16 protein-coding genes are annotated in these 13,072 nt (G+C 61.6%); 7 read left to right on the top strand and 9 right to left on the bottom strand.

Annotated elements, in window-relative coordinates:
• Nucleotides 1-11: 11 nt before the first annotated feature.
• The 6 genes from RLCC275e_RS18170 to RLCC275e_RS18145 form a co-directional block, all read right to left on the bottom strand.
• On the bottom strand, nucleotides 12-1,088 hold the full coding sequence (locus RLCC275e_RS18170; RefSeq protein WP_033179703.1) for an alpha/beta hydrolase: 1,077 nt from the start codon (nucleotides 1,086-1,088) through the stop codon (nucleotides 12-14).
• A gap of 109 nt (nucleotides 1,089-1,197) precedes the next feature.
• Nucleotides 1,198-1,833, bottom strand: coding sequence for a tetratricopeptide repeat protein (locus RLCC275e_RS18165; RefSeq protein WP_003552654.1), 636 nt, complete (start codon nucleotides 1,831-1,833; stop codon nucleotides 1,198-1,200).
• Nucleotides 1,834-1,945: 112 nt separating this feature from the next.
• Nucleotides 1,946-2,071 carry a type B 50S ribosomal protein L36 gene (gene ykgO, locus RLCC275e_RS18160; protein WP_003542835.1) on the bottom strand — a complete coding sequence of 42 codons (126 nt, stop codon included), beginning with the start codon at nucleotides 2,069-2,071 and terminating at the stop codon, nucleotides 1,946-1,948.
• A 164-nt stretch (nucleotides 2,072-2,235) separates the two neighbouring features.
• Nucleotides 2,236-3,312 (bottom strand): 5-(carboxyamino)imidazole ribonucleotide synthase, encoded by a 1,077-nt coding sequence (locus RLCC275e_RS18155; protein ID WP_003552653.1) that lies wholly within the window; start codon nucleotides 3,310-3,312, stop codon nucleotides 2,236-2,238.
• Nucleotides 3,309-3,803 carry a 5-(carboxyamino)imidazole ribonucleotide mutase gene (gene purE, locus RLCC275e_RS18150; RefSeq protein WP_003552651.1) on the bottom strand — a complete coding sequence of 165 codons (495 nt, stop codon included), beginning with the start codon at nucleotides 3,801-3,803 and terminating at the stop codon, nucleotides 3,309-3,311. The genes RLCC275e_RS18155 and purE overlap by 4 nt, the downstream gene beginning before the upstream one ends.
• A gap of 18 nt (nucleotides 3,804-3,821) precedes the next feature.
• The gene (locus RLCC275e_RS18145) at nucleotides 3,822-4,025 is read right to left on the bottom strand and encodes a YdcH family protein (protein ID WP_003552650.1); all 204 of its coding nucleotides are present in this window, start codon (nucleotides 4,023-4,025) and stop codon (nucleotides 3,822-3,824) included.
• Nucleotides 4,026-4,253: 228 nt separating this feature from the next.
• Between RLCC275e_RS18145 and RLCC275e_RS18140 the strand changes: the two genes are divergently transcribed.
• Nucleotides 4,254-4,427: a YdcH family protein gene (locus RLCC275e_RS18140; protein ID WP_003552648.1), complete on the top strand. Its 174-nt coding sequence runs from the start codon at nucleotides 4,254-4,256 to the stop codon at nucleotides 4,425-4,427.
• 206 nt (nucleotides 4,428-4,633) lie between these two features.
• Here RLCC275e_RS18140 and RLCC275e_RS18135 read toward each other — a convergent pair whose 3' ends face one another.
• Together RLCC275e_RS18135 and RLCC275e_RS18130 are read right to left on the bottom strand one after the other, a co-directional pair.
• On the bottom strand, nucleotides 4,634-4,894 hold the full coding sequence (locus RLCC275e_RS18135) for an ArsR/SmtB family transcription factor (RefSeq protein WP_003552646.1): 261 nt from the start codon (nucleotides 4,892-4,894) through the stop codon (nucleotides 4,634-4,636).
• Nucleotides 4,895-5,075: 181 nt separating this feature from the next.
• Nucleotides 5,076-5,840 carry a sulfite exporter TauE/SafE family protein gene (locus RLCC275e_RS18130; RefSeq protein ID WP_003552644.1) on the bottom strand — a complete coding sequence of 255 codons (765 nt, stop codon included), beginning with the start codon at nucleotides 5,838-5,840 and terminating at the stop codon, nucleotides 5,076-5,078.
• A gap of 107 nt (nucleotides 5,841-5,947) precedes the next feature.
• Between RLCC275e_RS18130 and RLCC275e_RS18125 the strand changes: the two genes are divergently transcribed.
• Both RLCC275e_RS18125 and RLCC275e_RS18120 read left to right on the top strand, forming a co-directional pair.
• Nucleotides 5,948-6,601 (top strand): thiamine phosphate synthase, encoded by a 654-nt coding sequence (locus RLCC275e_RS18125; RefSeq protein WP_033179704.1) that lies wholly within the window; start codon nucleotides 5,948-5,950, stop codon nucleotides 6,599-6,601.
• Nucleotides 6,602-6,611: 10 nt separating this feature from the next.
• The gene (locus tag RLCC275e_RS18120; RefSeq protein WP_130707861.1) at nucleotides 6,612-7,694 is read left to right on the top strand and encodes a tetratricopeptide repeat protein; all 1,083 of its coding nucleotides are present in this window, start codon (nucleotides 6,612-6,614) and stop codon (nucleotides 7,692-7,694) included.
• A 15-nt stretch (nucleotides 7,695-7,709) separates the two neighbouring features.
• Here the strand turns inward: RLCC275e_RS18120 and RLCC275e_RS18115 are convergent, their stop codons facing one another.
• A complete protein-coding gene (locus RLCC275e_RS18115; protein WP_033179705.1) occupies nucleotides 7,710-9,452 on the bottom strand; it encodes a methyl-accepting chemotaxis protein in 1,743 nt (580 codons plus the stop codon).
• A 342-nt stretch (nucleotides 9,453-9,794) separates the two neighbouring features.
• On the opposite strand from RLCC275e_RS18115, the gene RLCC275e_RS18110 reads away from it, so the two are divergent.
• From RLCC275e_RS18110 to RLCC275e_RS18095, 4 genes are read left to right on the top strand one after another with little or no spacing between them, the layout of a single operon-like run.
• Nucleotides 9,795-10,124: an STAS domain-containing protein gene (locus tag RLCC275e_RS18110; RefSeq protein WP_033179706.1), complete on the top strand. Its 330-nt coding sequence runs from the start codon at nucleotides 9,795-9,797 to the stop codon at nucleotides 10,122-10,124.
• Complete coding sequence (locus RLCC275e_RS18105) at nucleotides 10,121-10,489, top strand: response regulator (protein ID WP_033179707.1); 369 nt, start codon at nucleotides 10,121-10,123, stop codon at nucleotides 10,487-10,489. Before RLCC275e_RS18110 ends, RLCC275e_RS18105 begins: the two co-directional genes overlap by 4 nt.
• A complete protein-coding gene (locus RLCC275e_RS18100; RefSeq protein ID WP_033179708.1) occupies nucleotides 10,486-12,543 on the top strand; it encodes a chemotaxis protein CheA in 2,058 nt (685 codons plus the stop codon). The genes RLCC275e_RS18105 and RLCC275e_RS18100 overlap by 4 nt, the downstream gene beginning before the upstream one ends.
• Nucleotides 12,540-13,052, top strand: a complete 513-nt coding sequence (locus RLCC275e_RS18095) for a chemotaxis protein CheW (protein ID WP_033179709.1) — start codon at nucleotides 12,540-12,542, stop codon at nucleotides 13,050-13,052. Before RLCC275e_RS18100 ends, RLCC275e_RS18095 begins: the two co-directional genes overlap by 4 nt.
• Nucleotides 13,053-13,072 lie beyond the last annotated feature (20 nt).

The raw sequence follows: 13,072 nt of genomic DNA, 5'->3' as shown, positions 1-13,072 counted from the left end.
CATTCAAAGTGCTACAGCGTCCTCTGTACCTCTGAAAAGGCGCGCGGTCCTGTCGGCCCTAACGACGGTATGGCTGCGGCCGTCCGATCATGTGAGGCGGTAGCAAGCCTTTCTTCGGCCCTGCGGGCGATCGCCTGCAGGTCGCGCGGCTTGCCTGATATCTTCTCCATGGCGGCGATGGCGACATCGGTCGCGAGATAATCCGGCTTGTGGCCGACGCCGCTGACGGTGATGAGTTCGGAGCCCGATATATCGCGGGCAAGGCCGCGCGAGTGCAGGTGTTCCCAGACGATCTCGTCGCTGTCGCCTGTTATGATGACGGTCGGGGCGGTGATCAGCGAATAGAGCAGCGACTGCTCCTTCACATAGGCGAGCAGTCTTTTAAAATCGGCGGCATTGTTGTGGAAGGCGTCGGGGCGCAGCACCAGCGACGGACCGGTTTTTTCGATGTAGTCGGCCGGGCGAGGATTGGGACGGAAGACGTTCAGCGTGCCGCGCTCCAGCCGGCTGAGCCCGAGCGGCACGACGAATGCGTGGTTGAACAGCCAGCCGAGGACCGGCACGGTTGCCACATGATAATACCAGTCGATGCCGCCTGGCCATGGATGAGTGGCGGGCGCGAGGAAGAGCAGGCCGGCGGTTTTGTCAGGATGGCGCAGGCCGAAGGCGGCGGTGATCGCGCCGCCGAAAGAATGGCCGATGATGATCGCCTTTTCGATGCCGCGCTTCTCCATCAGTCTGGCGATTGCATCTGCCTGGCCGGAGGGGACGGCGTTCTCAGGACCGCCGCGTTCGGAATAGCCATGACCGGGGCGATCGACGAACAGCATTTCCGCCCGGCCTTCGAGTGCGGCGCGGAAGGCCACGACCTGGTCGAGCAGATTGCCGCTGGCGCCGTGAATGAAGACCAGAGCCGGCAGATCCGCATTTTCTGGTGGCGGGACGTGAACGGCATTCATGCGGTAGCCGCCGACATCGGTCAGTTCGCCGATATTCGGATAGGCGTGTTCGAATTGCCTTGCCTTATAAGTGGAGTAACCGATGGCGGCGGCGAGCGGGGCGAGAAGAGCGGAAACTTCTGCAAGCATGATCTCAACAAGCGATAATTGCGGGATGACCTGCGAGCGGGCACCGCATCGTTCCCGCTCTATTCTAAGATTGCGCGGCACGATCCGACGTCAAGGCCGCCGCCCGGAATCAGGTGCGGTTGCCGGCGAGTTTTTCCGCAAGCGTGTTGGCCTGTTCCTGCGCGGTGCGTTCGGCGGGATAGACATCGAGGAAACGTTCCCAAGCCTTCAAGGTCAGCTGGTCGTTTCCGGAATTGCTGAGGATCGCCGCCATGCCGGAGAGCGCGCCGAAATGGCGCGGCTCGAGATCGAGCACACGTTCGATGTCGGACATCGACTTGCGATAATTGCCCATGACGAAATTCAGCGTGGCGCGGCGGTTCCAGCTTTCGGCATAATCGGGTTTCAGCGCGATCGCCTCGTCGAGGAAATCGAGGGCGGCGGGATTTCGCTTTTCCTCGATCGCCTTGTCGGCCCACTGCATCAGCAGATTGACGGTGGCACTGCCGGAATCGTTCCATTCCATGCGGATTTCATTAGCGATGCCGCTGGCCTTGTCGGGGTCGCGTTCACGCTTCAACTGGCTGAAGAGCTGGTCGAGGTGCTGCTTCGGCGAACTGTTGACATCCGTCTGCTCGACGATGACGTCCTTTTTCATGGCGGCGGCCGGCTTTTCCGCGGCGGCGACCGGAAAGGAGGAGGTGAGGAGAATGAGGGCGAGCGGCAGCGCCGCTGATGTCAAAGCAAAAAAGCGCATGGCGGACATATTAGCCCGCCAGCGCCGAAGATCAAACAAATTTGACGTGATCACCGTAGCGACCCACCGGATATATCTGCCGGTGCAAGCGCACGCGGCAGGGCGATCCGGACGCGCGAAATCAGCCCTGACGAGCCTTGAAGCGCGGGTTCAGCTTGTTGATGATGTACATGCGGCCCTTGCGGCGAACCAGACGGTTGTCACGGTGACGAGCCTTGAGCGACTTGAGCGAATTCTTGATCTTCATTTTTTTGATCCGCGATCTCTATGGGGGAATTCACATTCGCCCGTATCTTTAACAATCAAAAGCGCGCCATCGGGCGCGCTGTTTAGGTGGGGGAGCAGATACCCCGTCACCTTTTCCGTGTCAACCACATGAAGGTGTTTTTCCCAAGGTGCGCGGGTGTTTTCTCAGGCCAAAACCGACGATTTCGGCGTCAAGGTGGTGACATGGCCCATCTTGCGGCCGGGGCGCCACTCGGTCTTGCCATAGAGATGAACCAGCGTATCGGGGCGCCGCAGCCAGTCGGGAACCGCAAGGATATCGTCGCCGATCAGGTTCTGCATGACGCAGTCGGAATGACGCTCGGCACTGCCAAGCGGCAGGCCGGCGACGGCGCGGATATGCTGCTCGAACTGGCTGACGGCGCAGGCGGCTTCCGTCCAGTGACCTGAGTTGTGGACACGCGGCGCCATCTCGTTGGCGATCAGGCCGCCATCGGCAAGCACGAAGAATTCGATGCCGATGACGCCGACGTAGTTCAAGGCGGCGAGAATTTTCTCGGCCGATTGCCGCGCGGCGTCCGCCGTCGGCGCCGAGATCGTGGCGGGAACCGTCGAGGTGTGGAGGATGCCGTTGCGGTGGACATTCTCGGCGGGATCGAAGCAGACGACCGTCCCGTCGGTGGCGCGGGCGGCGATGATCGAGACCTCGCGCTCGAAAGCGACGAAGCTTTCGAGGATGAGCGGCACGCCGCCAAGTGCGGCATAGGCGCCATCCGGGCTGTCGGCGTCCGAACGGAAAACCTTCTGGCCCTTGCCGTCATAACCGAGACGGCGGGTCTTCAGCACGCCCTGGCCGCCGAAATCCTTCAGTGCCGTCTCGAGATCGGCCTGGCTGTCGATTGCGTGGAAACGGGCGGTTGATATGCCGCAACCATTGAGAAAGCGCTTTTCGACGAGGCGGTCCTGGGCGGCTTCCAGCGCCTTCGGCGGCGGATAGACCGACACGCTCGCCGAGAGCTTTTCGGCGGCTGCGACGGGCACGTTTTCGAATTCGTAGGTGACGACGTCGCAGATATCGGCGAGTTCGGCGAGTGCCGCCGGGTCGTCATAGGCAGCGGTAATCTGCCGGTTGGCGAGCTGGGCGGCCGGGCAGTCCGCCTGCGGCTCGAGGATGACAGTGCGAAAATTCAACCTAGCGGCGGCAATCGCCAGCATGCGGCCGAGCTGGCCGCCGCCGATAATGCCGATCGTTGTTGCCGTCATAGGTCGTCCATCGGGTATTCGGCGACGGCAGCACTCTGGCGCTCGCGCCATTCGTCGAGCCGGTCGGCAATTTCTTCGTCGGAAAGGGCAAGTACGGCGGCAGCGAGAAGGGCGGCGTTGACCGCACCAGCCTTGCCGATGGCGAGCGTGCCGACCGGAATACCGGCCGGCATCTGTACGATGGAAAGGAGGCTATCCTGGCCGGACAGGGCTTTCGACTGGACCGGCACGCCGAAAACCGGCAGCGGTGTCAGCGAGGCGGTCATGCCCGGCAGGTGGGCAGCGCCGCCGGCGCCGGCGATGATGACCTTGAAGCCCTCCGCGCGTGCGCCCTTGGCGAAATTGACCAGCCGGTCGACTGTACGGTGCGCCGAAATGATGCGCGCGTCATAGGGAATTTCCAGCGCCTCCAGCGTGTCGGCGGCGTTTTTCATGGTCTCCCAGTCTGACTGGCTGCCCATGATGATGGCGACGGGTGGTCTGTCTGTCATCGTTGCTGCTATTCCCTCTCAGGCGATGATGTCAGGGATGATCTGATCTTCCAGCCTGGAGAGCCTGTCCTTGATGACGAGCTTCTTCTTTTTCATGCGCTGGATCCGCAGAGCGTCGCATCCGGTCTGGATCATGGCGTTGATCGCGGCGTCGAAATCCTCGTGCTCCTGGCGCAGCCGCGCCACTATGAGCCTGATTTCCGCCTGTTCCTGATCGGCCATATACATTCCCCGTTATCGTCCCTGGACCTTGTCCGATCTGCCGATGATTTCCGCAAGCTCCTATCATCAAATACAGGTAACGGCTAGTTAGTCTTGATCATGAAATTGCCATCCAGTCTTCATCTTTTGGCCTTCGACAAGCCTTCAAAAATGTGTCACAGTCCCGCCCGTTGACACCTTGATCCCCGACGATGTTGGCCGGGGAGGGTAAGAGGAAGGAAGGGTCATATGACTGTTCAAGCTCATCTTGAGTCACTCCAGAAAAAGCACGTTGCTCTCGAGGAGGAGTTGCACGCGCTCAGAACATCTCCCTCTATTTCCGATACGGCACTTGCCGATTGCAAGCGTCGCAAGTTGCGCATCAAGGACGAGATTCAGCGTCTTAAGTCATCCGTCCACTAATCTTCCCAAGGGTCGCCGGACGATCATCTTGCGCAACAAGGTAAATCCATCCATTCCACCAAAAATCAGCAAGAACCGGTGATTTGACACCAGATTTGCGCCAGCCCGATGCATCCGGCATCGTGGCTGGCGCTTTTGGGTCCGCCACGTCTCACATCGCGGTCTTATGATTCACAGCGTATTCACAGATCGCATGAGAACATGCATCAGGCCCAGAACTGATCCAGCCATAAATTGAGCTTGTCGAAGCCGCGGTTGTTGACCGCGTAGATGCGTTTTGTACCTTCCGAGGTCACGGAGACGAGATTGCTGTCGAGAAGCGCCTTCAGGTGCTGCGACACAGCAGGACGGCTGATCGGCAGGCCTTCGGCGAGCTCATTGACCGTCCGTGGCGCGCGACGCAATTCCTCCAGCAGAAACCGCCGGTTCGGATCGGCAATCGCAGAGAAAGGGTCCGTGTTCGACATGGCGGGAACGCTACGTCAAACCGGCCGCGTCAGCAAGGAAATTGTGCATTGCAGCGTGCCGTGATTTCCAAAGCGCGTCGCGATCCTTCAGATTCGCTCGTCGTGCTTTAGGTCTTTGTTTTTACGCATGTCGTTAGCGCAAAACCGCTGCACAGTTTTGCGCGACATGCGTCAGCGGTTTCTACCAGCCGAGGCCCTCGCGTACGATCAGAAAGGCGGCGATCAGCGCCATCGCATACATGAAGGGATAGAAGATCTGTGGCTTCATGCGGCGCACACACCAGGCGCCGGCGATGGTGGCGAGCGGGGCAAAGGGCAGAAGCGTCGCGGAGGTCGCAAGGTTCTGGGTGTCGAGTTGGCCGAGCGCGAAATAGGGGATCAGCTTGATGGCGTTGAGGATCGCGAAGAAGCGCACGCTGGTGCCGGTATATTCGCGTGGCTGCAATTTGAGCGGCAGGGCATAGATCTGGAAGGGCGCACCGCCGGCATGGGCGACGAAGCTGCCATAACCGGAAAATGTGCCCCAGAGGCTGGCGGCCACCGGCCGCTGACCGCGCGGCGGGATCACCTTGCTGGCGCCCGGGCCGAAACTGTTCCAGAAATAGCGCAGGCAAAAGAGGATGGTCACCGCGCCGATGACGATGCGCAGCATGTTGCCCGGAACCAGCGCCGAGGTCGCCCAGCCCAGGGCGATACCGAAGATCGCACCCGGCAGCATGATTTTCAGCGTCGCCCAGTCGCCATGTTTGCGCCAGATGACGAGCGAGATCATGTCCATGAAGACCAGGATCGGCAGCAGGATGGCGGCTGCCTCGACCGGCGAAACGACGAGGGCGAGGAAGGGCAGGCCGATCAGCGACAAAGCGTCGCCCATGCCGCCCTTTGCGAGGCCCACCAGCAGAACGGCGGGCACGGCGGCGTAGTAGAATGACAAATCCTGCGGCATGCTTTCGACGCTCTCCTCTTGCCAGTCTCGTCTAACGGAACTACTCACACAAAACGAGTGCGGATCCCTCATTTGGAAGGGGAATTTGCAGGAAACGGAAAGACCTGATGACCGAACCGGAAAATCGCTGCCGCCTTGTGCTCATCGTGCCCGATATCGCCGATGCCGATGAACAGGCAAAGATCGTCGCCGACGCGCTGAAGGGCGGCGATGTCGCCTCGGTGATCGTGCCGCAATACGGGCTCGACGACGGCACCTTCCAGAAACATGCCGAAAAGCTGGTACCGTTGATCCAGCACGCTGGCGCCGCCGCGCTGATATCAGGCGACAGCCGTGTCGCAGGCCGGGCGAAGGCTGACGGCCTGCATCTTTCCAGCAATGCCGAGGCGCTTTCGGAAGCGATCGACAAACACGCGCCGAAGCTGATCATCGGCGGCGGCAACGCGGCCGACCGACACCATGCGCTGGAGATCGGCGAAGTCAGGCCGGACTATATTTTCTTCGGCAAGCTCGACGGCGACATCAAGCCGGAGGCGCACCCGAAGAACCTGGCGCTCGGCGAATGGTGGGCCTCGATGATCGAGATCCCCTGCATCGTCATGGGCGGCACCGATCCGGCCTCGGCGCTCGCCGTCGCCGAAACCGGAGCGGAGTTCGTGGCGCTGCGGCTGGCGATCTTCGGCGATCCCGCCCGGGCGCCGTCTGTCGTTGCCGAAATCAATGCGTTGCTTGACGAAAAAGCGCCACGGTTTGAGGATTGATATCGCGCTCATGCCGATCCCGCCCGCCCGCCTTTTGAAATATATCTTTGCCAGTGTGGCAGCCCTCGTTGCGGCCGGGCCGAATGTCGCCTTGGCGCAGGCGCCGGACAGCGTCATCAGCCAGCCAGGCACCGCTCCGGCTTCGACCTTCCGCACCGACCGGACTTCCAGCCCGGGCGTGCAGCCCTCCGATGGCGTCGGCGTGTTCGACCGCATGGGCGCGAAGCTGCCGGACCTGCCGCCGGAGAAGGATTACACCGGGCCGATCGACGAGGCTTACGGCGCCTTCCAGCGCGGCTATTACCTGACGGCGATGGACAAGGCGCTGCCGCGCGCCCAGCTCGGCGATCCGGCAGCGCAGACGCTGATCGGCGAAATCCTCTCGCAGGGCCTCGGCGTCAAGAAGGACGTGAAGAACGCCGCCTTCTGGTACGGCAAGGCGGCCGAAGGCGGCGACGGGGCGGCGATGTTCAAATATGCGCTGATCCTGATGGAAGGCGAGGGCGTGCCGCGTGACAAGGTCAAGGCCGACGACTATATGCGCAAGGCGGCCGAGGCCGGTAATCCTTCGGCGGAATTCAACTGGGCGCAGCTTCTCGTCGCCGACAATCCCGGCGAGAAGGGACTGAAGCTGGCGCTGCCGTTCTACGAGAAATCGGCCGAGCAGGGCATTGCCGATTCGCAATATGCCGTGGCGCAGATCTATGCGACGCTGAAGGACCTGCCGGAGGAAAAGACAAAGCTCGCCCGCGAGTGGATGGCACGCGCGGCGCGCGCCGGCTTCGACACGGCCCAGCTCGATCTCGGCATTTGGCTCGTCAACGGCGTCGGCGGGCCGAAGGATTACGTCAAGGGCTTCGAATGGCTGAAACTTGCCGCCAATGGCGGAAATGTCGCCGCGCAGAACAAGCTCGCCCATCTCTATATCAACGCGATCGGCACGGCGCCCAATCCGATCGAGGCGGCGAAGTGGTACGTGCTGTCGCGCCGGGCCGGGCTCTCCGATCCGGCGCTCGAGGATTTCTATCTCGGCATCGAGGACAATCAGCAGAAGGCGGCGATCGATGCCGCCAACAAGTTCCGACGGCGATAGCGGCCGTATTCTAATTTAGAAAAGCGCGTCGGCGAAAAGATCCTCGTCGTTTTCGGCTTTGGCGGTCTCGGCGGGAGTGGGGGTGCTGTCCTCGCTCGCCGGAATGATGCCGCGGTGAATGCTGCGCTCCTGGACCATCGTATAGTGCTTGAAGATCTTGCGGTCGAGCGGCGCGATCGTCTCAGCGAGATCGGAGATATCGGCGACATCGGTGCCGGCGACGCTTTCGAGCATATCGGCGCAGCCAGCAAGGACTTCGCCGAGATTATGCTGGAAATCGAGCTTGCCGATCAGCAGGCTGATCTTGGTGGCGACCTCGCGACCGTTCTCGGCGAGGACCTTCAGCTCGTTTTCCATCACGTTGGCTGCGGAGCGGATGTTGCCGACGGCCGACGTCAGGCTTTCTCCGAGATTGCCGGCTCCGGCATCCGTGGCGGGGGCGACGCGCCCGGCCGCGGCTTCGAGCGCCGGCAGGCCATTGACGATGGCGTCGGCGGAATCGTCGAGCTTGCCGGCGAAGATGCGCAGCTCGGCGGTGACGACGTTGATCGACCTGCCTTCCTCGCCGAGGCGGCTGCAGCGCAGGTTGGTATTCAAAGCCATATAGTGAATGTCGGTCTTGACGGCGCGGATGTTGCCGATCGCTTCGGAGAGTTTGGCCGCGGTACCGATCGTCGACTGGCTCACCTGGTCGGCCTGGCGGCTTGCCGTATCGACCTGCCTGACGATTTCATGGGCCGCCGAAACGCTGGATTCCAGCGCGCGCATGAAGTTGCCGCCGGCCTCGCCACTCTGACCGCTCATCTGATCGCGCAGCTTGAGAATCTCCCGCATGTCGTGATCGAAACTTGCGATCGTCTTGACGACGTTCTCGGAATCCCGCTGGAAATTTGCGCACATGTCGCTCATCTGCGACGCCGTCAGATGGTGAATGACGTTCTGGAGGCGCTGACGCGCGCCGGCGTCGAGCCTTGCGCCATCCTCGCCGGCAAAGAAGTCTTCAAGCAGCGAAAAGGTGGCCTGCACATGCTCGATGCGCTGGCGGGTGATATCGCCGATCTGCAGGGCAGACAGCGTCGAGGCGACCTTGCTCTGAACGGCGCGGGCAATTGCGCCGACCTCGCGGGCGATGACGCCGAGATCCTTGCGATGTCCAGCGATCTTGGCGGCATCATCGCGCAGGGCTCCGGCGACGGCCGGAACGGTATCGGCATAGCCCTTGGAAACGCTGGCGCCAAAGGAGGCGGCGAGCTTGACCTCCTTATCAAGACTGTCGAGATGCGTGGCGAAACGGTTGACCTCATCGGTGCCGGAATAGATGCGCTCCAGGATCTCCTGGGCGAAGCCGGCGAATTCGGCAAGGCCGGCACCGGTGATCTTCACGGTCACCGCGAAGGTTCTGAGATAACGCATCGTCTCCTGCATGTCGGCGACGTGCTTGCGCAACTCCCTGCCGGTATGCGCCAGCGAGACGAGCGCCTGCTGGCGGTTTTCCTCGGTGACGGGCAGCGCCATCAGGCTCTCCACCGTGGCGCGGAGATCGGCGCTGGTGTCACTTGCCTCCTTGTTGTCGAGCGTCGTGGTGACGCTCTCGAGCGAGTTCAACAGACGGTTGAGGACATCCATCACCGAGAGCAGCACGGTGCCGCCTTCGAGGAAACGTTCTTCCACCTGGCTACGAGCAGATTCCAGGGTCTGGCTGATGTCCCGCCCCGACGTGTAGGCTACAGCGTTCGACGATACCAGAGCGTGTGCCACCTTTATACCTTTTCTTAAAATACAGGCAATTCGACTCTATTTTTACGGGCAGGATGGAAACGTCCGGTAAACGCGACGGGACTCGCCAGCGTTGTGATTAACGAAAGATGTTGATGGCGCGCCGGTGAAAGCGTCACTGTCGTGTGGTGTAATTCAACTTACTGTTTTTACTTTATTTATTTCTAAAATTTGAGGAAAAAATACAACTTATCCCGGATGATAATTGGGAGTCTCGGAATGCGCTATACGGCAGTTTCCTACAACCGCTGTTTACTCCGCATTAACGCTGCCGTGAGAGTCCTTTTAAGGTCATCAAGTATTTCTCTGGCCCAGGAGGCTGCATTGGATACTCAGAACCAATATTGCGAATCTATAAATTTGCCGGACGTGCTCAGCATTCGTAACGTGTCCGAACTATATTCAAAGTTTACCGATGAATTTCATAGCAATGATACAATCATCATCAGCATTCCCGAAGGCGCGGAAGCGGATCTGAGTTTCGTTCAACTCATCGAATCCTCGCGCCGCCAAGCAAAGGCCAAGGGAAAGACGTTCAAGCTTTCTTCGCCGGCCAGTGGCTCTGTCCTGAAGGTACTTGAGCGCGCAGGTTTCATCGAATCCTTCGATCACGAAGACGCAAAGTTCTGGTTGCATAAAGAGGTGACGTTATGAGTGCAAGTATCCTGACTGTCGATGATTCCGCCAGCATTCGTCTGACCACCAAGGTCACGCTGACCAATGCCGGCTATAGCGTCACCGAGGCGGTCAACGGGGCAGAGGGCCTCGCGACAGCCAAGGGCAGCAGCTTCGATCTGATCGTGACCGATCTCAACATGCCTGTCATGGACGGGCTGACGATGATCGAGGAACTGCGCAAGCTGCCGGCGCAGGCCGGCGTTCCGATCATCTTCTTGACGACGGAATCGGACGCCGATCTCAAGGCGCGCGCCAAGGCCGCCGGCGCGACGGGCTGGTTGACCAAGCCGTTCGACCCGGAAAGCCTGGTGAAGATCGTGAAGAAGGTTCTCGGACGATGAGCACGCTGGATCCCGTCGCCGTATTCCGCACGGAGGCCGCCGAATGCCTCGAAGCGATCGAGGCCGGTCTTCTCGACCTGACCCACCAGCTCGACAACAGGGATCTCGTCGACGCCGTGTTCCGCGGGCTCCACACGCTCAAGGGCTCCGGCGCGATGTTTGGTTTCGAGGCGCTCGCCGCCTTCACCCATCATTGCGAAACAGCCTTCGACCGCGTCCGCAAGGGCGAGGTCGCGGCGACCAGCGAACTCGTCGCCGCCGTTCTCGCCGCCCAGGACCATATGCGGGCCCTGGTCGACCAGCCGGACGCCGATCACGGCGATACCGGGCATAAGCTTCTGGCTCAGCTGCAAGCTGCCGTCGGCGGCAAGGAAGCGGCGCCAGCAGCAGCGTCTGCCGCTGTTGCCGCACCCGCAGCCGTGCGCGAGGCAGCGGCGAAGAAGAAGAACAGCTGGCGCATCCGCTTCAGCCTGCCCGCCAATTCGATGGCCAACGGCACCAACCCGCTCGGCCTGCTGGACGAGCTGCGCGATCTCGGCGAATGCACCGTGCGCGCCAACACCTCGGCCATTCCGCCCCTCGACGCGCTGGCTCCGACGGAACTCCACATTTCCTGGGACGTGACGCTGACCAGCGAGCAGGACCGCTCGGCGATCGATGACGTCTTCATCTTCGTGCTCGACGATATGGAACTCAGCGTCGAGGAGATCGGCGGGCAGGCAGCGGCAACTGCCGCTCCGGTCGAGGAAAAGGCTGCACCTGCCGCTGTCGCCGCGGTATCGGCGGCGCCCGCTTCGCCGACCGCCGTCCCGGAATTCCGCCCTGTCGAGGCGGTTCCGGCCAAGCGCGAGGCGCCCACCGCCGTCAGCCAGGCGAAGGCGGCCGAGAATGTCCGCGTTCCGGCCGAACGTCTCGATGAGCTGATGGACCGCGTCGGAGAGCTCGTCATCGCGCAATCGCGCCTCAGCCAGCTGGCCAGTGCCAGCGCCGATATCGCGCTGCGCTCCGTCTCGGAAGAAATCGAACGCCTCTCCGGCGAATTGCGCGACACGATGATGGTGCTGCGCATGGTGCCGGTCGCCACCCTGTTCTCCCGTTTTCGTCGCCTCGTTCACGATCTCGCCCGCGAGACCGGCAAGGTGATCGAACTGGTGACGGAGGGTGAGAGCACCGAAGTCGACAAAACCGTGATCGAGCGTCTGGCCGATCCGCTTGTGCATCTGGTGCGCAACTCGATCGATCACGGCCTCGAAACGCCCGCCGACCGCCTTGCCTCCGGCAAGACCGAAGCCGGCACGGTGACGCTTTCGGCCCGCCAGGCCGGCGGCGAAGTGATCATCTCGATCAAGGATGACGGCCGCGGCATCAATCGTGAGCGGGTTCGCGCCAAGGCCGAATCCTCCGGCCTTATTCAGCCCGGCCAGCCGCTTTCGGACTCCGAGCTGCTGCAGCTGATCTTCGCCCCCGGCTTCTCGACGGCAGCAGCGATCACCAATCTGTCCGGCCGCGGCGTCGGCATGGACGTGGTCAAGAAGACGGTCGAAGCGCTCCGCGGCGCAATCGACATCGTCAGCGTGCCGGGACAGGGTTCGGAAGTGTCGCTGCGCATCCCGCTGACGCTCGCCATCATCGACGGCCTGCTGGTGCGCGTCGGCTCCGGCCGTTACGTCATCCCGCTCTCGGCGGTCGAGGAATGCCTCGAACTGTCGCTCGAGGAAGATCTCCGCTCGCGCGGCCGCAGCTTCATCTCGCTGCGCGACAGCCTGGTGCCGTTCCTGCGTCTGCGCGACCTCTTCCGCACCGGCACCAAGCCCGACGTGCATCAGAAGGTCGTCGTCATCTCGACCGGCACGGAGCGCGTCGGCCTCGTCGTCGACCAGATCATCGGCGACCACCAGACGGTCATCAAGTCGATGTCGAAATTGCACAATAACGTCGCGACCTTCTCGGGCGCCACCATTCTCGGCGACGGCAGCGTCGCTCTCATTCTCGACGTCGGGCACCTGGTTGCCGCGGGTCAGCAACAGGAGGCGCAATTGCGTGTAGCAGGATGAGTGCAGCAGCAGCAACAGCCGAACGATTCGACAATCACTGGAGCTATGCCGAGGAAGTCGAGGTCCTGACCTTTGATCTCAATGGCGAAACCTTCGCGCTGGAAGCGGTCATCGTCCAGGAAATCCTCGACCTGCTTCCTGAGACCGCGGTGCCGGGCAGCCAGCCCTTCGTCGCCAGCGTCATCAACTTCCGCGGCAAGGTCATTCCACTCGCCGATCTGCGTCTCGCCTTCGGGATGGAAGCAGCAGAGGCGACGATCGACAGCCGCATCATCGTCATCGAGATCGACCTGCAGGGCGAGCAGACGCTCGTCGGCCTCAGAACCGACAAGGTGAACGAAGTGACGACACTTGCAAAGTCCGCGAGCGAGGCGCCGCCGAGCATCGGCATGCGCTGGCGCGCCGATTACATCAACTGCCTGGTGAAGAGGGGCGGAGAATTCATCATTCTCCCCAATCTGCAGGCGATCTTTTCATCGAGGCACGATGCGGCGGGAGCCGTCAGCTGATGTCGGCTGCGTTAAAGTTG

The sequence above is a fragment of the Rhizobium brockwellii genome (assembly GCF_000769405.2).
Classification (GTDB): domain Bacteria; phylum Pseudomonadota; class Alphaproteobacteria; order Rhizobiales; family Rhizobiaceae; genus Rhizobium; species Rhizobium brockwellii.
Note: the sequence above shows the minus strand (reverse complement) of the source record. Positions and strands in the feature narration are given on the sequence as shown.

Excerpts from the sequence above, each read along its gene's own strand:
- RLCC275e_RS18140 (WP_003552648.1), top strand. The coding sequence starts at position 4,254 with ATGACTGTTCAAGCTCATCTTGAGTCACTCCAGAAAAAGCACGTTGCT.
- purE (WP_003552651.1), bottom strand. The coding sequence starts at position 3,803 with ATGACAGACAGACCACCCGTCGCCATCATCATGGGCAGCCAGTCAGAC.
- RLCC275e_RS18095 (WP_033179709.1), top strand. The coding sequence starts at position 12,540 with ATGAGTGCAGCAGCAGCAACAGCCGAACGATTCGACAATCACTGGAGC.
- RLCC275e_RS18105 (WP_033179707.1), top strand. The coding sequence starts at position 10,121 with ATGAGTGCAAGTATCCTGACTGTCGATGATTCCGCCAGCATTCGTCTG.
- RLCC275e_RS18155 (WP_003552653.1), bottom strand. The coding sequence starts at position 3,312 with ATGACGGCAACAACGATCGGCATTATCGGCGGCGGCCAGCTCGGCCGC.
- ykgO (WP_003542835.1), bottom strand. The coding sequence starts at position 2,071 with ATGAAGATCAAGAATTCGCTCAAGTCGCTCAAGGCTCGTCACCGTGAC.
- RLCC275e_RS18100 (WP_033179708.1), top strand. The coding sequence starts at position 10,486 with ATGAGCACGCTGGATCCCGTCGCCGTATTCCGCACGGAGGCCGCCGAA.
- RLCC275e_RS18130 (WP_003552644.1), bottom strand. The coding sequence starts at position 5,840 with ATGCCGCAGGATTTGTCATTCTACTACGCCGCCGTGCCCGCCGTTCTG.
- RLCC275e_RS18125 (WP_033179704.1), top strand. The coding sequence starts at position 5,948 with ATGACCGAACCGGAAAATCGCTGCCGCCTTGTGCTCATCGTGCCCGAT.
- RLCC275e_RS18120 (WP_130707861.1), top strand. The coding sequence starts at position 6,612 with ATGCCGATCCCGCCCGCCCGCCTTTTGAAATATATCTTTGCCAGTGTG.
- RLCC275e_RS18145 (WP_003552650.1), bottom strand. The coding sequence starts at position 4,025 with ATGGCCGATCAGGAACAGGCGGAAATCAGGCTCATAGTGGCGCGGCTG.
- RLCC275e_RS18165 (WP_003552654.1), bottom strand. The coding sequence starts at position 1,833 with ATGTCCGCCATGCGCTTTTTTGCTTTGACATCAGCGGCGCTGCCGCTC.
- RLCC275e_RS18170 (WP_033179703.1), bottom strand. The coding sequence starts at position 1,088 with ATGCTTGCAGAAGTTTCCGCTCTTCTCGCCCCGCTCGCCGCCGCCATC.
- RLCC275e_RS18135 (WP_003552646.1), bottom strand. The coding sequence starts at position 4,894 with ATGTCGAACACGGACCCTTTCTCTGCGATTGCCGATCCGAACCGGCGG.